This window comes from Delftia sp. SD018, assembly GCF_017355445.1.
Lineage (GTDB): Bacteria > Pseudomonadota > Gammaproteobacteria > Burkholderiales > Burkholderiaceae_C > Comamonas > Comamonas acidovorans.
In genome coordinates this window covers 110,826-133,268 of sequence record NZ_JADDRN010000016.1, presented here as the reverse complement: position 1 = coordinate 133,268, position 22,443 = coordinate 110,826, and the positions used below count along the sequence as shown (strand labels likewise).

19 protein-coding genes are annotated in these 22,443 nt (G+C 60.4%); 8 read left to right on the top strand and 11 right to left on the bottom strand.

What is annotated here, in order from left to right; translation table 11 throughout:
• Positions 1-8: 8 nt before the first annotated feature.
• Positions 9-824, bottom strand: coding sequence for a carbon-nitrogen hydrolase family protein (locus INR38_RS17245; RefSeq protein ID WP_012202780.1), 816 nt, complete (start codon positions 822-824; stop codon positions 9-11).
• Positions 821-4,966: a YhdP family protein gene (locus INR38_RS17240; RefSeq protein WP_207443242.1), complete on the bottom strand. Its 4,146-nt coding sequence runs from the start codon at positions 4,964-4,966 to the stop codon at positions 821-823. The genes INR38_RS17245 and INR38_RS17240 overlap by 4 nt, the downstream gene beginning before the upstream one ends.
• Before the next feature lie 133 nt (positions 4,967-5,099).
• Here INR38_RS17240 and glnE point away from each other — a divergent pair, with 133 nt between their 5' ends.
• A complete protein-coding gene (glnE, locus tag INR38_RS17235; RefSeq protein WP_065347259.1) occupies positions 5,100-7,844 on the top strand; it encodes a bifunctional [glutamate--ammonia ligase]-adenylyl-L-tyrosine phosphorylase/[glutamate--ammonia-ligase] adenylyltransferase in 2,745 nt (914 codons plus the stop codon).
• A gap of 375 nt (positions 7,845-8,219) precedes the next feature.
• On the opposite strand, the gene INR38_RS17230 is transcribed toward glnE, so the two are convergent.
• On the bottom strand, positions 8,220-8,840 hold the full coding sequence (locus tag INR38_RS17230) for a glutathione S-transferase C-terminal domain-containing protein (RefSeq protein WP_180318314.1): 621 nt from the start codon (positions 8,838-8,840) through the stop codon (positions 8,220-8,222).
• A 115-nt stretch (positions 8,841-8,955) separates the two neighbouring features.
• On the opposite strand from INR38_RS17230, the gene purB reads away from it, so the two are divergent.
• Together purB and INR38_RS17220 are read left to right on the top strand one after the other, a co-directional pair.
• Complete coding sequence (gene purB / locus INR38_RS17225) at positions 8,956-10,335, top strand: adenylosuccinate lyase (protein ID WP_034389767.1); 1,380 nt, start codon at positions 8,956-8,958, stop codon at positions 10,333-10,335.
• A 104-nt stretch (positions 10,336-10,439) separates the two neighbouring features.
• Entirely contained in the window at positions 10,440-11,000 is a 561-nt protein-coding gene (locus INR38_RS17220) for a YaeQ family protein (RefSeq protein ID WP_012202786.1), read from the top strand.
• A gap of 25 nt (positions 11,001-11,025) precedes the next feature.
• Here INR38_RS17220 and INR38_RS17215 read toward each other — a convergent pair whose 3' ends face one another.
• The 3 genes from INR38_RS17215 to INR38_RS17205 all read right to left on the bottom strand — a co-directional run bounded on the left by INR38_RS17215 (position 11,026) and on the right by INR38_RS17205 (position 12,588).
• Complete coding sequence (locus tag INR38_RS17215) at positions 11,026-11,739, bottom strand: N-acetyltransferase (RefSeq protein ID WP_199961293.1); 714 nt, start codon at positions 11,737-11,739, stop codon at positions 11,026-11,028.
• Between the two features lie 151 nt (positions 11,740-11,890).
• Complete coding sequence (locus INR38_RS28885; RefSeq protein WP_260263915.1) at positions 11,891-12,025, bottom strand: hypothetical protein; 135 nt, start codon at positions 12,023-12,025, stop codon at positions 11,891-11,893.
• Positions 12,026-12,156: 131 nt separating this feature from the next.
• Positions 12,157-12,588: a DUF3717 domain-containing protein gene (locus INR38_RS17205; protein ID WP_012202788.1), complete on the bottom strand. Its 432-nt coding sequence runs from the start codon at positions 12,586-12,588 to the stop codon at positions 12,157-12,159.
• Between the two features lie 511 nt (positions 12,589-13,099).
• Here INR38_RS17205 and INR38_RS17200 point away from each other — a divergent pair.
• The 3 genes from INR38_RS17200 (at position 13,100) to INR38_RS17190 (ending at position 14,934) form a co-directional block, all read left to right on the top strand.
• Positions 13,100-13,840, top strand: a complete 741-nt coding sequence (locus INR38_RS17200; RefSeq protein WP_012202789.1) for a TerC family protein — start codon at positions 13,100-13,102, stop codon at positions 13,838-13,840.
• Between the two features lie 135 nt (positions 13,841-13,975).
• Positions 13,976-14,434 carry a hypothetical protein gene (locus INR38_RS17195; RefSeq protein WP_207443243.1) on the top strand — a complete coding sequence of 153 codons (459 nt, stop codon included), beginning with the start codon at positions 13,976-13,978 and terminating at the stop codon, positions 14,432-14,434.
• A gap of 152 nt (positions 14,435-14,586) precedes the next feature.
• Positions 14,587-14,934, top strand: coding sequence for a phage holin family protein (locus INR38_RS17190; RefSeq protein ID WP_012202791.1), 348 nt, complete (start codon positions 14,587-14,589; stop codon positions 14,932-14,934).
• Here INR38_RS17190 and INR38_RS17185 read toward each other — a convergent pair.
• On the bottom strand, positions 14,908-16,533 hold the full coding sequence (locus INR38_RS17185) for a M48 family metalloprotease (RefSeq protein WP_207443244.1): 1,626 nt from the start codon (positions 16,531-16,533) through the stop codon (positions 14,908-14,910). The two genes, INR38_RS17190 and INR38_RS17185, sit on opposite strands and share 27 nt — an antisense overlap.
• Before the next feature lie 154 nt (positions 16,534-16,687).
• Here INR38_RS17185 and moaC point away from each other — a divergent pair, with 154 nt between their 5' ends.
• Positions 16,688-17,155 (top strand): cyclic pyranopterin monophosphate synthase MoaC, encoded by a 468-nt coding sequence (gene moaC / locus INR38_RS17180; RefSeq protein WP_207443245.1) that lies wholly within the window; start codon positions 16,688-16,690, stop codon positions 17,153-17,155.
• Positions 17,156-17,211: 56 nt separating this feature from the next.
• On the opposite strand, the gene tfpZ is transcribed toward moaC, so the two are convergent.
• Positions 17,212-17,991: a TfpX/TfpZ family type IV pilin accessory protein gene (gene tfpZ, locus INR38_RS17175; RefSeq protein WP_207443246.1), complete on the bottom strand. Its 780-nt coding sequence runs from the start codon at positions 17,989-17,991 to the stop codon at positions 17,212-17,214.
• A gap of 60 nt (positions 17,992-18,051) precedes the next feature.
• Between tfpZ and INR38_RS17170 the strand changes: the two genes are divergently transcribed.
• On the top strand, positions 18,052-19,074 hold the full coding sequence (locus INR38_RS17170; RefSeq protein WP_207443247.1) for a glycosyltransferase family 2 protein: 1,023 nt from the start codon (positions 18,052-18,054) through the stop codon (positions 19,072-19,074).
• On the opposite strand, the gene INR38_RS17165 is transcribed toward INR38_RS17170, so the two are convergent.
• From INR38_RS17165 to INR38_RS17155, 3 genes are read right to left on the bottom strand one after another with little or no spacing between them, the layout of a single operon-like run.
• Positions 19,045-20,013: a hypothetical protein gene (locus tag INR38_RS17165; RefSeq protein WP_207475980.1), complete on the bottom strand. Its 969-nt coding sequence runs from the start codon at positions 20,011-20,013 to the stop codon at positions 19,045-19,047. The genes INR38_RS17170 and INR38_RS17165 overlap by 30 nt on opposite strands.
• Positions 20,013-21,113, bottom strand: a complete 1,101-nt coding sequence (gene glf / locus INR38_RS17160) for a UDP-galactopyranose mutase (RefSeq protein WP_207443249.1) — start codon at positions 21,111-21,113, stop codon at positions 20,013-20,015. Before glf ends, INR38_RS17165 begins: the two co-directional genes overlap by 1 nt.
• 35 nt (positions 21,114-21,148) lie before the next feature.
• Positions 21,149-22,411 (bottom strand): hypothetical protein, encoded by a 1,263-nt coding sequence (locus INR38_RS17155; RefSeq protein WP_207443250.1) that lies wholly within the window; start codon positions 22,409-22,411, stop codon positions 21,149-21,151.
• Positions 22,412-22,443 lie beyond the last annotated feature (32 nt).

The window sequence follows — 22,443 nt, the reverse complement described above, 5'->3', positions numbered from 1 at the left end:
CGGTGGATTCACAGGACGCGGTGCTCCAGGGCCGGCAGCTGGCGGCGCACATGCGCCAGGCGCTCGCGCTTGATCTCGCCCAGCACCACGCCGGCGCCCTCGGCCTGCTGCGCCAGCACCATGCCCCAGGGATCGGCCAGCAGGCTGTGGCCCCAGGTACGGCGGCCGTTTTCATGGTGGCCGCCCTGGGCGGGTGCCAGCAGGTAGGCCTGGTTTTCGATGGCGCGGGCGCGCAGCAGCACTTCCCAGTGCGCCAGCCCCGTGATGTGGGTGAAGGCGGCGGGCACCAGCAGCAGGTCGGCGCCCTGCTCGGCAAGGCGGCGGTACAGCTCGGGAAAACGCAGGTCGTAGCACACGCTCAGACCCAGGCGCCAGGTCTCGCCCTCGCGCGAGGTGATGTCGCAGGTCACGGGCGTGTGGCCCGCCTGGACCACGGCGGCTTCCGTGTAGCGCTCGCGTCCGTTGTCGTAGTGGAACAGGTGGATCTTGTCGTAGCGCGCCACGCATTCGCCCTCGGGCGAGAACACCAGGGAGCTGTTGAGCACGTGGGCGTCGTCATCGGCCACCAGGGGCAGGGTGCCGCCCACGATCCACAGCTGCAGCTCGCGTGCTGCGCGGCGCAGGAAGTCCTGGATGGGGCCTGCGCCGAAGCTCTCGCGGTAGGCCAGCTTGTCGGTGTCGCGCAGGCCCATGGCGCAGAAATACTCGGGCAGGGCCGCGAGTTCGGCCCCCTGGTCGCGCGCCTGGCGCAGCAGTGCCAGCGCCTGGTCGAGGTTGGCGCGCACATCGGGTTCCGACACCATTTGCAGGGCTGCGATTTTCATGGGTTCTCTCCTGAAGAAGCGGGCTCGGTGGCGCCGGAGGGCGTGCTGGCGGGGCTGTTGGCGGCAGGATCGGAGGGTGTCGTGGCCCGGCGCCGCGGCAGGGCCGTGACCTGGGGCTCGTCCCAGCTGCCGTCGATGCGGAATTCCTTGGTGGCCGCCGCGATCAGCGGGCCGCGCAGCAGCACCTGCGCCAGGAAGCTGCCCAGGCCGACCACGGGGTTGATGGCCGTGGCCACCAGGGAAGCCGTCATGGCATTGATCTCGGGCACCACCACCACATGCAGATTCTGCGTCTCCTGGACCAGGTCGGCCGTGCCTTCCATCAGCACGGCGGCGTTGACGCCCTTCATCTGCATGTTGTTGGTGCGCGCCACGCCGTCGGTGATCTGCACGTCGCCGCGCATGAAGTCGAAGGCGAAGCCGTTGCTGAACACATCGCGGAAATCCAGCGTCAGCCGGCGGGGCAGCGCCTGCAGGCTGAGCACGCTCAGCAGCTTGGCCAGGCCCGGCTCGGCCTTGAGGAACTGGCCGGTCTGCACATCCAGGTGCATGGAGCCAGAGAGGCTGCGAAAGTCGGGCGTGATGGGCGAGCCCGTCCAGCCCGCCGATCCCTGCAGCACGCCCTTGCCGTTGCCCACCACGCCGGGCATATCGAAGCGCGTGAGCAGCTTGCCCACGTCGCGCAGGTCCAGCTGGAACTGCAACTGGCTGCGCCCCGGGTGCTCGGACTGGCCCTGGGGCAGGCGCCACTGGCCGCTGGCCGTCAGCGTGGCCTCGGGCGTGGCGATGTTGAAGCGCGACAACTGCCATTCGCGCGCCGCCGCATCGCCGGGAACGGGGCGGTTGCGGGCCTCCACTTCCAGGCGGCCCAGGGCGTGGCCTGACAGGTGCATGTCGTCCACCACGATCTGCAGGGCCGGCAGCTGGCGCGGCCCCTCGCTGAACAGGGCGTCCACGCGGTCGGATTTGGCCTCGGGCACCGTCAGGCGCGACAGCCGGGCCACCAGCTGCCCTTCGGGCTGGGCATCCGTGCCTTCGCGAAAGCCCACATAGCCGTCAAGCTCCTGGGAGGCGAGGTTGCTGTGCCACGAGCCGCCATCGCGCGAGATGCCCGCCACCACGTCGTGCAGCTGCCGCCCCTTGGCCTGCAGCTGCTTGACGCGCAGGGTCAGCCGGTCGGGGAGGTATTCGCGCGCCGGGTCCGCGGCATCGGCGGGCTCCGGCTTGGCGCCGCTGGACTGCGGTGCCAGTGCCAGCCAGTCGTCGAGATTGAAGAGTGGCAGCTGCACGTGGGCCTGCACGCCCTGGCCCGAAGTGGAGGCCGTGCCCGCTTCCTGGCCGATGAGGATGCTGCCGTGCAGCACACGGCTGTGCTTGCCGCTGATGTCGCGCTCATAGAACACCGAGCCCGTATCGCCCAGTTGCACGCTGATCTGGTCGCGCAGCGGGGCATCGGGCGAGGTGAAGCTGGCGGGTGCTAGCTGGTGGCTCACGTTCAGTGGCTGGATGGACTCCGCCGCCTTGCCCAGCGGGGCGGGCAGGTTGATGCGCATGCCTTGCAGGCTGGACTGGACCTGGATTTCGGGTGTTCCGCGCCGCACCTTCAGCAGCAGGGAATAGGGCGACTGGCCTTCGGCATGGCGGGCCAGGTCGGCCACCCAACCCAGCTCCCTGGCTTCGCGCAGCCCCTGTGCCGTGGCCGTGCCCTGCACACGCACCTTCACGGACGATTCGGTGGCCGGCGCATTGCGCGCCAGCGCCTGCATGCCGCCATCGGCGCGCAGCTCACCGCCCAGCGCGCGCGCCTGCAGGCCGGCCAGCGAGAAGCCGGTTTCGGAGAACTTGACGGCCCCGCGCAACTGGCTCAGATGGGGCGTCTGATCATCGAGCTGCAGTGAGTTGCCCGCCAGCGTGACCTGTCCAGACACCTTGCTGCGGTCCAGATGGTCGATGGGCAATTGCAGCTGCAGGGCCAGTTGCGCGGCGCCCGTGGCCTCGCTGCCGTCCAGCACGTGCCCGGTCAGCGCCGACAGGGCCGAGGTCTTGACCACGCCCAGCATGTCGGCCAGCGGGCCCTGGCCCTTGGCGGTCACGGCCACCTCGGTGTGGCCCAGGTTGGGAATGCTGGCCTGGATGTCGCGCATCTGCAGCTGCGGGTAGCCCGCGAACTCGCCGCGTGCATTGCGCACGGCCATCGATGAACGGTCGAAGACCAGCTCGCCCGACAGATCGACCAGGGCCGGCCAGGGCGCCTCGCCATGCGTGAGCAGATGGGGCGGCACATATTCATAGTGCACGTCATGCAGCTTGGCAGCGATATGGAACTCGCCCTGGCTGGGCTTTTCGGCCGGCACGTGGTCCAGATGGCCGCGCACCTTGAAGTTCACCGTGCTTGCGCGCCCGGCGTGGATGGCCTCTCGCACGTAATGGCGCGCATCGGCGGGGATTTCCAGCGGCAGATAGCGGTGCACGCGCGTGCCGTCTGCGTTGCGCAACTGGCCCTGCAGGTCCAGCACGCCCGGAAAGCGCGGGTGCTTGTCGCTGCCGTCGCCGGTGTGCCATTGCGCACGGGCCTCGCCCTCGGTGTCATCGTTGGCAAAGCGCAGGTTGGGCACCTGCACGCTGATGGCCTGTCCGCGCAACTGCCAGCGCAGGCTGGCCTGCAGGCGGTGCAGCGGGATCTCGGGTTCCTCGAAGACGCCAGGAAAGGACAGTGCGGCCGGCTGCTGCCCCGTGCCCTCCATCTCCAGCTGCGCCTGTCCGCCGTCCTGGTCCAGCGAGAAGCGTGCGTTCAGGCCCTTGATGCCGGGCATGCCCGGCTTCGTGGGGCCTTCGGACGATGCCACTCCGTCGATCGACAGCTGCTGCAGCTCGCCGCTGGCCTTGTACTGCTGCAAGGACTCCAGCGGACCGCGCCAGCTTCCCTGGAACTGGCGCAGCTGGCCGGCCGGGGCCATGTCGGCCAGATGGCGCTGCAGCTGCTCGGGCAGCGGCAGGCGCTGGCCCAACTGGGCAAGGATGGCCAGGTCAATGCCATCGGCCTGGAACTCGCCCTGCTCGCCCAGCGCCCCCTGCGTGCTGGCGCCCGCAGGGTTGTAGCGCGCGCGCAGATTGCCGGCAGGCCAGTGCAGGCCGTCACCCGTGGAGAACTCCAGGTTCTGCGCGGCGAAGCGCCAGCCATCCTGGTGCTGCACGCTCAGCCGGCCCGTCAGCGCCTGCAGTTGCAGCGGCTCCAGGTTTTCGCGCCACTGCAGTTGCAGGGCATTCACCGCCACATCGGCCATGGCACCCACGGGCTGGCCCTGGCGCAGGTCGATCCAGGCGCGCAGTGCGCCCCGGCCCTGCTGCAGGCGCAGGTCGGCCGTATCCATGTACTGCCCGAGCCGGGACAGGTCGATCTGCGTGAACATCGCATGGGCCTGTCCGCTCCAGCGCTGCCAGTTGCCCTCGTGCGTGGACAGCAGCGGCTCGCGGAACAGGCCGGCGAGCATGAAGCGCTCGCCCCAGCCTTCGGGCGGCGTGGCATCCAGGCGGATTCCGTGGCTCCAGCCCTTGTTGCGCAGCACCAGATCCACATCGCGCAAGGCCAGCGGCGGTGCCTGGCGCAGCTCGTCCACCCACAGCAGGCTGCCGCCGCGCAGGGCCAGCTCGGTCTGGGAAAACAGCCAGTCGGCAGCGGCATTGTCCCCGCCCGACGAAGGGCTGATCTCGATGCCGGCCACGAAGACACGGCCATCGGCCGCGCGGCGGACCACGAGTTCGGGGCGGTCGATATAGATCTGCTCCACGCCCAGGCGCATCAGCGAGCGGGCCGAAACGGCCACCACCACGCTGGGCAGGCGCAGGGCGTCCGCGGAGTGTTCTGGGTCTTCGACCACCACGTCGCCCAGCTCGAACCGGGGGACCAGTCCCTCGCTGCGGGCCGTGATGCTGCCTATGCGCACGGGTAGGCCCAGCGTGCGTGAGGCCAGGGATTCCAGCTGAGGACGCCATTCGCCGATTCGCGGCACAATCCAGCCATGGAGCACCCCCCACACGGAGCCCAGGACCAGCCAGAAGGCCAGGACCAGCCCCAGTGACCACCGCGCAAGGCCGGCCATCCAACGGGTCAGGCGTGTGGGGTGCGGTTTCGGTTCGATCATCGGCGGCATCAGCTATGACGGGAATTATGACCGGCACCCTCAGGGGCCGGACGGTAACCAAGGGTTGCTGCGATCCCTCTGCGCGTGAGTGGCCGCTTCTTTCGCGTTCCGTATGCAATCCTCAGAGCACGCAATGGCAGACACGGCCTTGAATGTCCCCGCACAGGCCGCCTATTCCCGTTTCCACCAACGGCTGCATCGTCGCTATGGCGACGAGTTGAGCCTGTTGCCGCCCGGCCCGCCCGAGCGCGCCTCCATGGAGCAGGCCCTGGCGGCGCTGCTGGAGCGCGGGCTGGACCTGTCGGCCGCGCTGCGCGTGCTGCGCCAGCTGGTCATGGAGCGCACCATGGTGCTCGACTGCGAGCAGCAGGCGCCGCTGGCCGTGGTCACGCGGGCCGTGACCGAGCTGGCCGAGCTGGCGCTGGAGCGCGCCTGCATCCAAGTGCGCGCCGAACTCGATGCGCGCCATGGCGCACCGCAAGGCCCCGAGGGCCGGCCCGTGCAGCTGTGGATCATCGGCATGGGCAAGCTGGGCGCGCGCGAGCTCAATGTCTCCAGCGACATCGACCTGATCTACGTCTACGAGCAGGACGGCGACACGGCCGGCCTGCCTGACGGGCGCGGCGTTCTCTCCAACCATGAGTACTTCGCGCGCGTTGTCAAAGGCATCTATGGCCTGATCGGCGACACCACCGAGCACGGATTCGTGTTCCGCGTGGACCTGGCGCTGCGGCCAAACGGCAACTCGGGGCCGTCGGCTGTCTCGCTGGCCTCGCTGGAAGAGTATCTGCAGACCCATGGCCGCGAATGGGAGCGCTTCGCCTGGCTCAAGAGCCGGGTGGTGGCGCCCATGGACAGCGTGCGCTCCACGCAGGTGCAGGCGCTGCGCGCCGTGGTCCTGCCCTTCGTCTTTCGCCGCTATCTGGATTACGCGGTCTTCGATGCGCTGCGTTCGCTGCACCGCCAGATTCGCGAGCATGCGGCGCGGCGTAGCGCGGGCCATCCCGGCCGCTCCAATGACGTCAAGCTCTCGCGCGGCGGTATCCGCGAGATCGAATTCACCGTGCAATTGCTGCAGGTGGTGCGCGGCGGCCAGTTCCCCGAGCTGCGCTGCCGCCCCACGCTGGAGGCGCTGGGGCGCCTGGCGCGCGCCGGCCTCATGAGTCAGGAAGTGGCCGACGCCCTGGGCGCGGCCTATACCTTTTTGCGCCGTGTCGAGCACCGCATCCAGTACCTGGACGACCAGCAGACCCATGTGCTGCCCACGCGCGATGACGACCTCGAATGGATTGCGCGCACCATGGGCTTTGCCGATACCTGCGCCTTCCTGCACCAGTTCGACGCCCACCGCGAAAAGGTGGCCGAGGAGTTCGACACCCTGCTCGGCGGCTCGGCCCCGCCGCAATGCAGCGCGGGCCGCTGCAACGGCGCCCGCAGCCCTGCCCAGGGAGGAACGCCGCGCGAGATCGATGGACTCATGGAGCAGCTGCCGCCCGCCCTGGCCGCCCACGTGGCCGACTGGCGCGGCAACGCCCGCATCGCCAACCTGCGCGACGAGGCGCGCAGCCGGCTGTTCCGCCTTGTACAGCGCACGGCGCAATGGGTGGCCGAGCGCAGCGTGCCCGAAGACGCCGCAGTGCGCTTTCTGAACTGGCTGGAGCCGCTGCTGCGCCGCGAAAGCTATCTGGCCCTGCTGCTGGAGCGCCCTGCCGTGCACGAGCGGCTGCTGGACCTGCTGGGCGCGGCGCGCTGGCCCGCGCGCTATCTGCAGCAGCACCCGGGCGTGATCGACGAACTGGCCAACGACGCCATGCTGGGCGAGCGCTTCTCTCCCATGGATTTCGAGCATGAGCTGGCCCTGCGCCTGGCCGCGCTGCAGACCACGGGCGAGGACGACGACGAAACCCTGCTGAACCTGCTGCGCCGCGCCCACCATGCCGAGGTCTTTCGCACGCTGGCGCGTGATATCGAGGGCCGCATCACGGTCGAGCAGGTGGCGGATGACCTCAGTGCGCTGGCCGACTGCGTGCTGCGCGTGACGGCCAGCTGGTGCTGGAGCCGGCTCAAGAACCGCCACCGCGAGTCGCCGCAGTTCGCCATCATTGGCTACGGCAAGCTCGGCGGCAAGGAGCTGGGCTACGGCAGCGACCTGGACATCGTCTTCGTCTTCGATGACGACGACGAGCACGCCTCCGAGATCTATGCCGCCTTTGTGCGCAAGCTCATCAACTGGCTGGCCGTCAAGACGGGCGAGGGCGATCTGTTCGAGATCGACACCGCGCTGCGCCCCAACGGCAACTCCGGCCTGCTGGTGACCAGCTTTGCCTCCTATGCCAACTACCAGCAGCAGCGCGGCAGCAACACGGCATGGACCTGGGAGCACCAGGCCATGACGCGGGCGCGCTTCGTGCTGGGCAGCGACGATCTGCAGGCCCGCTTCGACGCCGTGCGCGAGGCCGTGATCACCGCACCGCGCGACGCCGCGGCCCTGCGCGACGAGATCGTGGCCATGCGCGAACGCGTTCGCACTGCGCATCCGGTGCGCGGCGGCCTCTTCGACGTCAAGCACAGCCCCGGCGGCATGGTCGATGTGGAGTTCGCCGTCCAGTACCTGGTTCTCTCGCAATCGGCCCTGCATCCGGGTCTGATGGCCAATCTTGGCAACATCGCGCTGCTGCAGCGTGCGGAAGAGGCTGGCCTGCTGCCTGCAGGCGTGGGCCAGCAGGCTGCCCGGGCCTACCGTGAACTGCGCCGCCTGCAGCACGTGGCGCGGCTGGACGAGCGGACGGCCCAATTGGTACCCGGCCAGGCCGAACCGCTCAGTGCGCCGGTCAAGGCCCTGTGGGAAGCGGTTTTCACGGGGGCCGCTCTGGTGTGAGGATGCGGGGAGGGAAGGTGGTCGGCCCTGGCCGACGCCATCCCGTCAGCATCCATCGAACACGGCCTACAGCAGAATGATGCTCTTCGTCAAAATGTTACATTTTTCCCGCCCCCGACCTCTGGAACTTCTGCAAAAGTAGCTCATCTATTGGACAGGTTGACGAGAGAGGGTATCCAGACCGAATTTCACGTTGCGAAGCCTCTGGGGCCACAGTCCTGAACTGTTCCGCCCGAAGCGCTTCTCCTCCCTCCCTCTCTTTATTCGTTTCGGGATGCTTCGCAACTTTTTTATGCCAGCAAAAAGGCCACCCATCGGGTGGCCTTTTTTTGTTGCCGCGGCAGCTGCAGTTGTCGTTGCGGGGGTGACCCGTTTTCAGGGCTGGGGCGGGCGTGTGGCCGCAAAGCTGGCGCGTTCCGCCAGCTTGGCCTGCAAGGTGGCCAGATTGGGGTGGTCGGCGCGCCAGTACAGTTCGGGAAAGCGAAAGTCCAGCCAGCCCAGGGCACAGCCTACGCACACGTCGGCCAGGGTGAAGTGGATGCCGCAGCAATACGGCTTGTCGCCCAGGCCCTGGGACATCACGTTCAGTGCGGCGCGCACCTTGGCCAGCTGGCGGTCTATCCAGGCCTGGCAACGCTGCTCTTCGCTGCGGCCATCCCAGGTGGCCTCGAGGCGGGCCAGGGCTCCGGCGTCCAGCACGCCATCGGCCAGGGCTTCCCAGGTCTTGATCTCGGCACGCTCGCGGCCTGTGCCGGGGATCAGCTTGCCTACCGGGGAAAGTGTGTCCAGATATTCGACGATCACGCGCGAGTCGAACATGGCATCGCTGCCGTCCATGACCAGGCGTGGCACCTTGCCCAGCGGGTTGCCGGTGCCGGGAGACAGCTCGCGGCTCCAGGGGTTTTCCTCGACGAACTGATAGTCGAGCCTTTTCTCGGCCAGTACGACGCGTACCTTGCGTACGTAGGCGCTGGTGGAGGAACCTATCAGTTTCATGGCTGTTTTCCGTGGCGAAGAGGCGGCCCATGGGCGGGCAGCCGATTCTATGCGCTGCCCGGCGATCTCCCCCTACAGCCCCCGTTTTTGCCGCGCGCACCTACAATCACGGCCCATGAATCTGCCGCACATCTCCGCCCTGTCCCCGCTCGACGGCCGCTACGCCGCCAAACTGTCTCCTCTGCGCCCGATCATGAGCGAGATGGGATACATGCACCGCCGCGTGCAGGTGGAGGTGACCTGGTTCATCGCCCTGTCGGACGCCGGCTTTGCCGAGTTCAAGCCCCTGACCGAAGGCGCCCGCGTCTATCTGCAGGATCTGGTGAAGAACTTCTCCGAGGCCGATGCCGTGGCCATCAAGGACATCGAAAAGACCACCAACCACGACGTCAAGGCCGTGGAGTACTGGATCAAGGGCAAGTTCGACGGCCGTCCCGAGCTGCTCAAGGCCGCCGAATTCGTGCATTTCGCCTGCACCAGCGAAGACATCAACAACACCAGCCATGCGCTGCAACTGCGCGCCGGTCGTGACAGCGTGCTGCTGCCGGCCTTGACGGGCATCACCGCCAAGCTGCGCGAGATGGCCCACGCCTACGCGGCCGTGCCCATGCTCAGCCGCACGCACGGCCAGACCGCCAGCCCCACCACCGTGGGCAAGGAAATCGCCAACGTGCTGGTGCGTCTGGAAAAGGCCTCTGCCCGCATCGCCGAGGTCAAGCTCCTGGCCAAGATGAATGGCGCCGTCGGCAACTACAACGCCCATCTGTCGGCCTGGCCCGAGTTCGACTGGGAAGCCTTCAGCAAGAAGGTGATCGAGTCGCCCGAGCCCCAGGGTCTGGGCCTGAGCTTCCAGCCCTACTCGATCCAGATCGAGCCGCATGACTACATGGCCGAGCTGTTCGACGCCATCGCACGCGCCAACACCATCCTCATCGACTTCTCGCGCGATGTCTGGGGCTATGTGTCCCTGGGCTACTTCAAGCAGCGCCTGAAGGCCGGCGAGATCGGCTCGTCCACCATGCCGCACAAGGTCAACCCCATCGACTTCGAGAATGCCGAAGGCAATCTGGGCCTGGCCAACGCACTGCTCAAGCACCTGGCCGAAAAGCTGCCCATCTCGCGCTGGCAGCGTGACCTGACCGACTCCACCGTGCTGCGCAACATCGGCGTGGCCATGGGCTATGCCACGCTGGCCTACAGCTCGCTGATGACGGGCCTGAACAAGCTCGAACTCAACGAAGAGCGCCTGCAGGAAGACCTGGACCACGCCTGGGAAGTCCTGGCCGAGCCCATCCAGACCGTCATGCGCCGCTACGGCGTGCAGGGCGCCTACGAAAAGCTCAAGGAAGTCACGCGCGGCAAGACCGTGCAGGCCGAAGACCTGCACCGCCTGATCAACGGCCTGGAAATCCCCCAGGCCGACAAGGATCGCCTGCTGGCCATGACGCCTGCCTCCTATGTGGGCAAGGCGGCCGAGCTGGCCCGCCGCGTCTAATCCATCCTTTGCCGCGCCATGAAGGGCGCGCTTCAACCATTCAGGGCTGCCGATGCAAGCACAGGCTTGCTGCGGCAGCTCTTGTTTTTGATAGGTTCTGTCTCATGGCCCTCAAATCCACCATCTTCAAGGCGAACCTGTCCATCGCCGACATCGACCACGGCTACTACGCCGACCATGCGCTGACCCTGGCGCGCCATCCCAGCGAGACGGACGAACGCATGATGGTGCGCCTGGTGGCCCTGGCCCTCAATGCACACCAGCTCAATGACATGTGCAAGGGCGACGGCACGCTGGCGTTTGGCGCAGGCCTGTCCGATCCCGAAGACCCCGATGTCTCGCTGACCGACTTCACGGGCGCCAAGCGCCTGTGGATCGAGGTTGGCCAGCCCGAGGAAAAGCCCATCGCCAAGGCCTGCAACAAGTCCGATGCGGTGGTGCTCTACGCCTTCCACCATGCGGCCGAGGTCTGGTGGAAAGGCCTGGAGGGCAAGCTGGCGCGGCTGAACAAGCTGCAGGTCTGGCGCATTCCCTCCGAAACATCCCAATCCCTGGCGGAGCTGGCCGAGCGCAGCATGCAGCTGCAGGCCACCATCCAGGAAGGCGCGCTGACGCTCAGCAGCAACCTGGGCACGGTCTTCATCGAGCCGCTGCGCTGGAAGTAAACGGGCTCCCGCTCAAGTCCACGTTTCAACCCGGCAACTGCATCCGGACGGCCTGGGCGAAGGACTCCACGGTCCAGCCCGCGCCCAGCAGCATGCGGCGCGTGGACAGGCGGTCCATGACATCGTCCGGCACATTGCGGCCCAGATGGATGAGCGACTTGCTGTCCGCAATGCCCACATATCGGCCGTCATAGCTTCGCGCCAGATGGTTCCACAGGCCGTGGGCGCCCGGCGACTGGCGTGCGCCGCTGACCAGGCAGGTGCCTTTGTCCAGCACGCTGCGATACACGGCGCTGGCAATGCCGCGCCGCTGGTAATGCGGCGCAAAGCGCGAATGCGGCGAGCGCACGCGCCGGTCGGTGCGCTTGTCCACCTCGACCAGGCGATTGAACACCGTGTAGCCGGCCAGGCAGCGCCGCTCCATGTCCTCCACGTAGGCAAACCATTCGCCATCGGCTTCACGCCAGTGCAGTTGGAACTGCGGGTCGTGCAACGGGCGGCGCTCCAGGCCATGGAGCTTGTTGCCGGGCTGGTACAGGCGCTCGTGAATGGCTTCGAGCTCGCCCTCCACCAGCGGCTGCATCACGTCGATGCGCAGCTCGGTGACGTGGCGTGGCGCGCAGCGGGGCAGGGCGCGATGCGCCACGGTATCGCTCAGATGGCGCAGATGGCGCAAGAGCGTGGAAAAAGAGGGGGCGGCAAAAGAGGGTCCGGCTGGGGCAAGGGCTAGACAGGTCACGGCAGGGCTCGCTTCGTCGGCTGGCCGTCGGCTGGCCTTGAGGCCAGGCAGACGCGTGAAAATCCAACCGCCTTCAGCCTAGGGATGAAGGCGGCGCAAGAAGAGCGGATTCAGTGAAGCGACGCTGCCCGGTTCCGCGCAGGGCAGCGCATCAAGACCGTGCGGCCTGTCGGGGGCCGATGTTCAGTCGTGCCGCATCACGCTCGCGCAGGCGCGCGGCCGTGGCGGGCCAGGCCTTGCCGGCCGGCACGCGCGTCTCGCCCGCATCACGTGCCGTGAGGCGCAAGCAAAGGCGGAGGCAGAGGTGGCTGTGGCGGTAAGCGGCGGTCTGCAGCATGGCGGCCGATGTTAGGCCGTCTGCAACATCGCACTGGTCCGGTGCGGTATCCGGCAGATCAGCCGGCAATCAACCAGCAATCAGCCAGAGTCACGCGATGTGTCCGTGCGCTCGGCCGCACGCTCTGCATAGCGGGTGAAACGCCAGGAGTCGCCCTCTGCCGTGATCCTGCGCCAGACCATCCGCTTTTGTGCCGGTTCCATCGCGGTCCACAGCTGCACTTCGTCAAAGCTGCGGCCGCAGCCCTTGCATCTTTCGTCGCCCTGGCTGGTGGAGCAGATGGCGATGCAGGGCGTATCGGGCGTGGTGTCGTACCAGGCCAGCCAGGCCGCCATGGCGTGCGAGGGAAAGCCCTCAACCTGTACTTCGCTCTCATGCCAGAAGATCATCAGCGCGTACACCTCGGCCAGGGCCCGTACTTCGGGCTGCAGCAGCACGCCGTCCGGGGACGGATGGCGCTCGCGCCAGTAGTTGATGGCGGCTTCGATGTCGGTGATGTGCAGTGCGGTCATGGACGGTCAGGGGCAAGGGACAGCGATGATAAGACGCCTGCCCGCGCATGGCCGGGCATGGCTGCAACACTCCGTTGGCTCAAGGGTTGCTATGGATAGTGAAGCATTTGAGGTAGGCGAATAAATGGTCTGGGGGATGCGCGACTTGTGCTTCCCGTGGAAATGAAGGGTTTTTTCACTTGCGTGCCGTGGCGGCTTTGTGTTGCAATCCACAGGTTCGAAGGGGAGTAGCTCTCTGCCGGCGGGGGTGGTTTTTGCAAAGCCACGGTGCCGGCATCGGAATGGTCGTCAATACGAAGCGCAAGCTTCCGGCCTTCCGGGTTGCGGTGCATACCGCAGCCGAGCAAGACCTTTGATGGACCTGATGACGGTCGATCAATGTGTTCTCCCCTGAGCCAGGCATGTCCTTGCCCGGGTAGGCGCTGCGGCGTTGCATCGGTCTTTCTGTGCCGGTGGGTGTTTCTCCAGGAGGGAGGAGTTCTCGCCGGCCTTACTCAACAGCGAGGACCTTATGGACTTGGACTTTCTGACTCACGCCCCGTTCTGGGTGGCCCTGGGCCAAATCATCATCATCGACATCCTGCTGGGCGGCGACAACGCGGTCGTGATCGCGCTGGCCTGCCGCAAGCTGCCGCCCGAGCAACGCAAGAAGGGCATCATCTGGGGCACGGCGGGTGCCATCATCCTGCGCGTCATCCTGATCGCCTTCGCGATGACATTGCTGGCGCTGCCCTTCCTGAAGTTCGTCGGCGCACTGCTGCTGGTGTGGATCGGCATCAAGCTGATTGCCCCTGATGAAGACGGCCACGACAACATCCAGGGCAGCGACAAGCTGCTGGCTGCCATCAAAACCATCATCGTTGCCGACCTGGTGATGAGCGTGGACAACGTGATCGCCATCGCCGGCGCTGCCCAGAGCTCGGGCGAGCACCAGATGCTGCTGGTCGTGCTGGGCCTGTTGATCTCCATCCCCATCATCGTCTGGGGCTCGCAGCTCGTGATCAAGCTGATGGAGCGCTTCCCCATCATCATCGTGGCCGGCGGCATGCTGCTGGGCTGGATTGCCGGCGGCATGCTGGTCACCGACCCCGTCTTCGCCAATACGGAGAAGTGGGACTGGATGGTCAAGCTGCCCCAGACTGACATGCTCAAGTACGGTGCCAGCGTGTTCGGAGCCCTGCTGGTGCTGGCACTGGGCAAGTACATCGCTTCGCGCCGCCCTGCTCCCAAGGCCGGTGCCCACGGAGCCTGATCCGCTGAAAAGTTGAGGTGGGCGCCGGGTTGGCCCGATGGGCCGCCCGCGCCGATTCGCGACAATCCATGGCAAGGGTGGCCCCGGCCGCCTGCCTCTCCCACTCCCGCAAACCCAGTTCGACAAGGACTTGCTTTGAACCCCATCATCGTCTACGTGGATGACGCTTCCTACGCTCTGCCTCTGGTACAGGCCCTGGCCGCCTCGCCGCAGGCCCAGGCTTCGCACTGGCTGCTGGTGGCCTGCGCGCCGCGCATTACCCACCGGGTCAGCAAATGGGTGAGCCACAGCGCGCGCGAAAGCTGGCGCGGCAAGTGGGCGGACAAGCTGTTCGCCCAATTGCTGCCGGTGTTCGGTGACAGCGCTGGCAGGATCACGCCGGTGCTGGCCAAGGGCCCGCTGGCCGAAGTGGTGGCCCAGCTCCAGCAGGAGCACGGCACGGCCCAGATCGTCGATGCACGCCGCCCCAAGCAGGAAGCCACGGCTCCCGCCGTGGCGCCTGCCGCCCCGTTGGGCCGGCGCTGGAATCTTCCGGGAACGCTGGCGGCCATCGGCGCGCTGATGGGCCTGGTGTTCGAGGAAGCGATGATCTAAAGGCTGGCGTCTGCCTGGCCGCTCTGGTCAGGCGATCACTTTCAGGACGGCATCCCGAAAAACGGGATGCCGTTTTTCATGGGGTTCTCCGGTCCACGGTTTCCAGTGCGCCGCCTCAACCCGGATCTGCCGGCTGCTGCTATGCTGCCCGCATGAAAATCCTGATCAAATGGCTGCTCAGCGCCGGTGCCCTGCTGGTCGTGGCCTATCTTTATGGTGGCGTGCAGGTCAACAGCTTCAGCTCGGCCATGATCGCGGCGCTGGTCATCGGCCTGCTCAATGCGGTGCTGCGCCCCATCCTCGTGGTGCTGACGCTGCCCGTGACCATCGTGACGGTCGGGCTGTTTCTCTTCGTGGTCAACGGACTGATGTTCTGGGCAGCCTCGGGCCTGCTCAGCGGCTTTCACGTCGCGGGCTTCTGGGCGGCCATGCTGGGCGCCCTTATCTACTCGCTGCTGGGCCTGGCCATCGAATCACTTCTCGCGCGCCTGTTCCCTTAGCAGCTCCTCTACGGCACGCAGCCGCGTGTCCACGATGGAGGCTTCAATGAAATCCACCTTGGGTCCGCCCTTGCGGGCCAGGTCCTGCGCGGCCTTGAAACGGTCGACTGCCGCCGCGTAGTCGTAGTGCGCGACCTGTGCCTCGGCCTCGGCGCGCAGCGCGCGCAACTCCTGGCCCTGGGCGCGCTGCACCTGGGCCAGCAACTGCCAGGCGCTGGCATCACGCGGGTGGTCCGTCACCCAGGTCTGCAGCGGGCCCGCCATGCTGGCGGCGCCTTGCTCGCGCAGCAGGATCTGTGTGCGCATCAGCAATTCCGGCCTGCGCACGGCGCGGTTTTCGACCACATTGACGGTGGCCAGGCTGGGGCCGCTCTCCGTTGTCTTGGCGGGGATGGATTCCGTGGGATTGGCCTGGGCAGGCGCAGCTGCCGGCAGGTAGAGCGGTGGCAACGCCTGCAACGCGGCGCCGGGCTTGCCGGCCGTCAGCTCCAGTTCGGCCTGCAGCAGCCTGGCCTGCCGCTGGGCGCCGGCATCTGCGGCGGTTGCCACTTGAAGCCGCCCGGACATTTCCCGCGCTTCGGCCCAATCGCGCAATTGCACGGCGCTCAGCGTGGCGGCATATAGCTGTGCCACCTGCTGGGTTGGGGACTGGGTGCCAAAGCTGGTGGAGCGCGGCTGCTCGGCCCACTGGCGCAGCACATCCACGCCGGGGCGCGACAGCACGCGGGCCCGTGCGGCCATCATCACGTGTTCCAGGGATGGCGCTGGCGCAGGCGCAACGCCACGCGGCAGGCGCGAATGCATGTCGGCCATGCGTTCCGTGGTCAGCGGATGGCTGCGCAGATAGGGCCAGCTGCCGTTGTCATTCAGGCGGTTGGCCTGCTGCAGCTTGTCGAACATGGTCACAAAGCCCTGTGGCGCGAAACCTGCCGGCGCCATCAGCCCGTAGCCCATGCGGTCGGCCTCGCGCTCCATATCGCGCGAAAAATTCAACTGGTTCTGCACGGCCAGCGCCTGGCCACCCATCATCATGGCCATGGCGGCATCGGGGCTGCGGCTGGCAGCAAGCGCGCCCAGAATCATCGAGCCGATCATCAGCGGCGTCTGCTTGCCCTGCTGGGCAATGAGCCGCGCAATGTGCCGCTGGGTGACGTGGCTCAGCTCATGCGCCAGCACCGATGCTAGCTCGTCACGCGTGCTGACCACGCCGATCAGGCCCAGGTGCACCCCCAGATAGCCGCCGGGCAGCGCAAAGGCGTTGACCGATCGGTCCCGCCCCAGCAGGATTTCCCAGGCAAAGCGCTCTTCCAATTCGTCCGACAGTTCGCCGCGCGTGCGTGCCGCATCGACGAGGTGCTGCCAGATGCCTTCCACATATTCCTGCAGTACCGCATCGTCGATGTAATCGGGATCGCGGTACAGCGAGCGGATGATGCGGTCACCCAGGCGCCGCTCGTCACTGGTCGTCGTGGCCGCGCCGTCGCCCAGCGTGGGCAAGCGCAACTGGGCCTGTGCCGGTGTATGCGTTGCGATGGTGAGAGAGGCCGCCAGCAGCTGCAGGCCGACGGCGATACGTGTCTTCAGGCGTGATGGGCGCATGGGCAGGTAAGAACCAAGGGGCCGGGCCCGTGCATCGGCACGGGGCGGTGAAACACCCCACTATGATGCCTCGGTTCGCCAAACGTTCATGGCAGGACTGACCAATGTGTCAGGACTGCCGTAGACCGGCCCGTGCATTTTTTGGAGTTGTGACATGTCTTCCCTCACCCATTTCGACGCCCAGGGCCAGGCCCACATGGTCGATGTCGGCGCCAAGCCTGCCACCCACCGCATCGCGGTCGCCGAAGGCCGCATCACCATGCAGCCCGCCACGCTGGCCATCATCCAAGGTGGCACCGCCAAGAAGGGCGACGTGCTGGGCATTGCGCGCATCGCCGGCATCATGGCTGCCAAGAAGACCAGTGACTTGATTCCGCTTTGTCATCCGCTGGCGTTGACGCGGGTGGCAGTGGATTTCGAACTGTTGCCCGAAACGTCGTCCGTCCGCTGTCTTGCCACCGTCGAGACCGTTGGCCCGACCGGGGTGGAGATGGAGGCGCTCACAGCCGTGCAGGTGGCCTTGCTCACGGTCTATGACATGTGCAAGGCGGTGGACAAGTCAATGGTGATGGAGGGGGTGAGGGTGGCGAAGAAGCGGGGGGGGAAGACATTTAAAATTTAATTCGAAGTCTACTATGCATAGAAAATGCTAGTTGACTAAATGAGTTACTCTTAAATTCAAAACGAATCTAGTGGTAGATATGCTAGGACTTTTGCGTCTTCAGTGTTCAAAATTACAGTCCAAAAAATTTTATTCCGAGAAACCAAGGGAATATAGGCTAATTTTTCAAAAGACTGCCCCGTGCCTTCTATCACACTTCGAATTTCTGACTGCCGTATAGGGAAGCGTTTTATCAAATCCAATACAGGTCGGCTGGCTGCCAATATAGCACGTTGTCCATGCTGATACGGGCGCCATAGATCAGCTTGAGCAGAAAGAGGTATGCCGCCAAGCGCCATCATCGTCCTGTCTAGTTTTTCTTCGGCCTTCAACGAACGTAGAGAAATATATGTTGGACCTGTCCATGGTAATTTTTGAAGTTCTGGTGGCGCTTTTTTTTGTAATTCGGTGGGAATCTCTGAAGCGTGAACTACACGGAAACGATCATATTCAAACGCGATATGAACGGGTCGTGCAAGCGCCGCCGTCCAGAGACCATATATCAATGCAGATAGCTGTAATACCCCAATTATCCCAAAGTCTAGGAAAAATTCACGACGAGATTTCTTATTATTGAAAGTTATAAATGTAAGGAGGGGCCCGATAAGAATATCGATGACTATAATTATAAAGATTAGCTCAAGTCCTGAGGATATATCCCTATAGGGATAAGGGTACCATAGCTGGATTACTGCTGTGGTTAAAGAAAGTACCAATAAAAGACTAATGCCAAGATGTATAAAAAATGCATTGAGTTTGAATCTGTATTTTTCAAAATATGTTGATAGGATTGTCATTTGGATTTATAAAGTGACATTGATATATAGCGCGCTTAACATTAATCTTCACTAGAGACTATGAAGTTAAATAAAGAAGATAATAAGAGTTTATATGATTTTTATGAAAATCCTGACGAGGATTCATCGGATTGTCCTACTGCTATTTTAATGTCAACATTCAATGGTGCAGGCTATGTCCTAGAGCAAGTTGAATCTATCATTCTACAAATGAGGGATTGTGACCGGCTATTTATTCGAGATGACGGATCTCTTGATAATACAGCTGATCTAATTGGTTCGATCAAAGATTCTCGCATAGTATTTGTTTGCGGCGAGAATATTGGTTTTTCAAAGAGCTTTCTATGGTTGATTTCGAACATTGAGAACGCGTACTCAATTTACATGCTTGCCGATCAAGACGATATCTGGTTGCCCGGAAAGTTGCTAAAAGCACGTCGTGCATTGAAGAATAGGAATGAGCCTTGCCTTTATTGCTCGCGTTTACAATTAGTTGATCAGCAAATGAAGCCAATTGGACTATCTCCAGACTTCAAGAAACCTCCAGTATTTTGGAATGCAGTCTGTGAAAACATTGCCACAGGATGCACAACAGCAGTTAATCGGAAGGCATTAGATGTTTTAAGATCAATTCCTTACGAAATGTTAAGAAAATTCCCTATTGTTTATCATGATTGGTGGATGTACTTGTGCATAAGTGCATTTGGTACCGTTATTTTCGATAAACAACCTTCCATGCTTTATCGACAGCACGGCGGAAATATGGTTGGAATGGGCGCGGGATTGGGTCGGTATAAGAATATTATGCGCCTGCTATGGCGAAGGCCTTGGTGCAGGATAATGATATTGCAATTGAAGACATTTTATGTATTGTTCAATAAAAGATTGAAAAATGAGCGTGCCAAGGATTTTTTGTGCGTGAGAAATCTCACTTCAGGTCACAAGCTAAAAATAGTGTACGAATTTCTAAAATGTAAAAGCCTTGTTCGGCAGGGAGTGGGAGGTGTTTGGGTCTTAAAATTTCTTCTTGTCGTGGAGTATTTAAGTGGTCGATTAGATATCACTGATATTCATCTGGAATAAATTTTTACATTGAATGCTGAACTCTTCCTTTTCTTGTAGGATTTTCTTTCTATACTGCTCGAAATCAATTGTTGATTGCTCGAAGTTATTAAATATTTTTGATGTGAGTAGTTCAAAATCCGCAATGAAATTTTCTGAAGAGCTATTGAGTTTATAAGATTGGGGTATTGGGATATCCAAAGCATTGGCGGCTGCACCTGCCATTCCTGTGATAATACAGGCCCCAGCAAGAGCTGCTTCACGCGGTAGTCGATCCTTCCCAGGATGCTCTCCAAAGTCTATGTATATTTTTACTGAGCGTAAAATATTATTGACCTGCTCAGTCGTCATGTTCTCTATAGCTTGAAATTTTACGTGAGGGAGCGCATTAATCAGTTTGGAGGTAATCTTCATGCCCTTCCTCGGATTAAATGCCACAGAGTTTGATCGAAAAATCTCTGAGGTATCTAATTCATGTGCCTTAGTCAAATAATCTCCAAGCATACGTGCTGATATGTTGTTCGCCCTTAAATGAGCTTTGGCATATTCAGATTGTGCTAAATGAGTGTATCTCCTTAGGGAATTAAGAGGTGCTCGGGCAAGGCGGCTTGCTAAAGTGATTGGTACCCAAGAACGCCAACCTTTCTGAGGGGGGATGCGGTAGTAATTATCAACAGATTGCCACCATATGATAATTTGCATGGGGTCGTATTTTTTTGCCAATCGTGTAGCTGATTCTGGAATTACCATAATGTTGTGCTCAGACTTCTCTGGCTTGGCAATGGTAATATTGTAGATAGAGGAGTATGGTTCTGGAGTTTTGAATTCAATTTCGAATGGATAGTAGCTTATAAATGCATTTAGACCAATTTCTCGGAGCTCATGGACGAGTTGATGAAGCAGTTCAGGTCCTCCTGTCACTACTCCACCTGGGCAAACGACGAAAATTTTTCTATTCATCATTGAAGAAGGAATCTCTTTGTGAATGCCAATGCAGATGCCACGGCCTGATCCATGTTGTAGTATCTGTATTCTGCTAGACGGCCTACGAGATGCACTTTTGGCATTAAATGTGAAATATCAGAAACATATATTTCATGAAGCAAGCGATTGGCTTGCGTTGGTATAGGGTAATAGGGGTCGCCTTTATCTGTAGAAATCTCTCGCACCACTGTCGTTCCATCAATTTCCTGTCCAGTGAGATGCTTGAATTCTGTTACTCTTGTCTCTGGGCCATCCGCTATATCTGGATAGTTAATGGTTCCTACTGGCTGGAATAGTTCAATATTTGGGTGATGCTCGAAACAAAACTGCAGGGAGCGGTAAGGAAGCCGACCATGGCGATAGTTGAGAAGTCTATCTATCGCACCCGTAAAAATAATATGTTCATAGTCTCCAAAATCATGTGATGTAGCCTTTTTATTAAGCTCAATTTTAATTCTAGGATGATCTAGCATACGAGTGACCATGGCTGTATAGCCATCTGATGGAATGCCCTGATATTTGTCCTGAAAATATCTATCGTCAACTGAGTCGCGAAAGGGCACTCGCGCTGCGACAGATGCATCAAGCTCCTCAAGACCACATCCCCATTGCTTCTTTGTATATCCCGAGAAGAAGGCATCAGTCAGCTCAACGCCGATTGCCGCCAACAGATAATCTTCACTGGATTTGATTGCATCTCTTGGTACTCTAAGTGGTTGCAAGATGTTATTTAAATCTTTTGAAGTTTTGAGATTTTTGCCGAAATAATGACCTATGGATGTGATGTTGAGAGGGATTGGGAAGTAGTTCTCTTTGTATTTCGCCAATACTTTGTGTTCATATCTTCGCCAAGAGGTGTATTGCGATAAAAAATCAAAGACTTTGATGCTATTGGTATGGAATATGTGAGGACCATATCTATGGATCAAGACACCATGCGAGTCATATTCATCAAAAGTATTTCCCGCAATATGGCTTCTTTCCTCTTGGACAGTTATCTCGAAACCTGCATTAGCCAACTCTGCTGCGCAGGTCGCACCAGAAAGACCTGCTCCTACAATGAGAATTTTATTCATATAAATCAATGCTATAAATCGATAAACATTATTTATTATCGAAGGGAGGAATTTATCTTTATGCAGATGATGGCCACAACAAATTCGTATATAAGCGTTGCAAAAGAAATACCGTAGACATTTAAGATGATAGCGCCCCCTATGCATGCCAATGTAAGTGCGGCCAGTCCAATGCTGTTTATTAAGAAATGTACGCGTGTTGTGGGTTTTTTTGACAGAAAATTGAAGGTTGCTAATTGTGAGGCCGTGGTCAAAAGTGGCAATGTGAATTGGATTATTAATATTCCTGCCAAGATATGAAAACTATTATCATGAGATGATGATCTATATTTGAATATGAAGATTGCGGTGACTAGTAATGCTATCGACATGAAAGATGCTACATATACCTGTACTTGCTGGAGCTTGGTTCCGACTGATTTGATATATCCAGATGCAAGAGATCTGCTTCGATTTAATGCGGCGTAAGTCGAGATTCCAATAGGTGCGGCCATACTGCAAGTTGCCCTGATTAACGTTGCACCTAAATGCAAGGCGCCTGCTTGAACAGGATTCAGCATGGCGCCTGCGACTAGATGAGGTACTTGTAGGGTTATACTTCCACAAGTAAATGCTAGCCCATGATATATGGAACGGACGAAAGTAACTCGTAGACATCGTACAACACGGTCATCTAGCAGTATCTTCAATATTTTACGGTCTGCCGTAGAAACTGATACTACCAAAGAGCATGTCAAATAGATTGAAAGTAAATATGCTGCATCTACTTTAAATGCCGAGAGAATAATTATGAGTAATATGAAAATAAAGCGAAATATGGCTGATTTCTCGGCAAATCTCGAAATTCTCTGTAATGCATACTCTCTGCTTTGGTGAGAGAGAATGCTTGCTACTATGGTGATGGCAATAAGGGAAATTGTCAGAGTTGTGTCTATATTTCTAACAATATATCCTGATATCAAGAATCCTACAATTGCAACTAGTGTCCCTGCTATTGACCTGAATAATATTACTGAGGCAAATTGCCGATTCTGGATCTGTATGTTAGTGAGTCTTCCAATTTGCAGAGGAAGAAAAATACCGGAGCCAAAATCTATTACTATGGAAATAGTGCTGCATACGGCTAAAAGAGGTGCAAATTTTCCGTATTCCTCTATACCATATATGCCAATGATAAGTGCAGAAAATATGGCTGGATAAGCCATCTGCAAAAATATTAATAAATACTGAGACTTAACATCAGATGTTATCTGATTTGAGATATTTGTATGATCTTCATCAGTGATTTCTGATTTCATAAATAAGATTTTTCTGTTTTCGTTCTATTGAT

Bases quoted from the DNA above. Each gene is read 5' to 3' on its own strand.
- INR38_RS17245 (WP_012202780.1), bottom strand. From the start codon at position 824: ATGAAAATCGCAGCCCTGCAAATGGTGTCGGAACCCGATGTGCGCGCC.
- INR38_RS17240 (WP_207443242.1), bottom strand. From the start codon at position 4,966: ATGATCGAACCGAAACCGCACCCCACACGCCTGACCCGTTGGATGGCC.
- glnE (WP_065347259.1), top strand. From the start codon at position 5,100: ATGGCAGACACGGCCTTGAATGTCCCCGCACAGGCCGCCTATTCCCGT.
- INR38_RS17230 (WP_180318314.1), bottom strand. From the start codon at position 8,840: ATGAAACTGATAGGTTCCTCCACCAGCGCCTACGTACGCAAGGTACGC.
- purB (WP_034389767.1), top strand. From the start codon at position 8,956: ATGAATCTGCCGCACATCTCCGCCCTGTCCCCGCTCGACGGCCGCTAC.
- INR38_RS17220 (WP_012202786.1), top strand. From the start codon at position 10,440: ATGGCCCTCAAATCCACCATCTTCAAGGCGAACCTGTCCATCGCCGAC.
- INR38_RS17205 (WP_012202788.1), bottom strand. From the start codon at position 12,588: ATGACCGCACTGCACATCACCGACATCGAAGCCGCCATCAACTACTGG.
- INR38_RS17200 (WP_012202789.1), top strand. From the start codon at position 13,100: ATGGACTTGGACTTTCTGACTCACGCCCCGTTCTGGGTGGCCCTGGGC.
- INR38_RS17190 (WP_012202791.1), top strand. From the start codon at position 14,587: ATGAAAATCCTGATCAAATGGCTGCTCAGCGCCGGTGCCCTGCTGGTC.
- INR38_RS17185 (WP_207443244.1), bottom strand. From the start codon at position 16,533: ATGCGCCCATCACGCCTGAAGACACGTATCGCCGTCGGCCTGCAGCTG.
- moaC (WP_207443245.1), top strand. From the start codon at position 16,688: ATGTCTTCCCTCACCCATTTCGACGCCCAGGGCCAGGCCCACATGGTC.
- tfpZ (WP_207443246.1), bottom strand. From the start codon at position 17,991: ATGACAATCCTATCAACATATTTTGAAAAATACAGATTCAAACTCAAT.
- INR38_RS17170 (WP_207443247.1), top strand. From the start codon at position 18,052: ATGAAGTTAAATAAAGAAGATAATAAGAGTTTATATGATTTTTATGAA.
- INR38_RS17165 (WP_207475980.1), bottom strand. From the start codon at position 20,013: ATGAATAGAAAAATTTTCGTCGTTTGCCCAGGTGGAGTAGTGACAGGA.
- glf (WP_207443249.1), bottom strand. From the start codon at position 21,113: ATGAATAAAATTCTCATTGTAGGAGCAGGTCTTTCTGGTGCGACCTGC.
- INR38_RS17155 (WP_207443250.1), bottom strand. From the start codon at position 22,411: ATGAAATCAGAAATCACTGATGAAGATCATACAAATATCTCAAATCAG.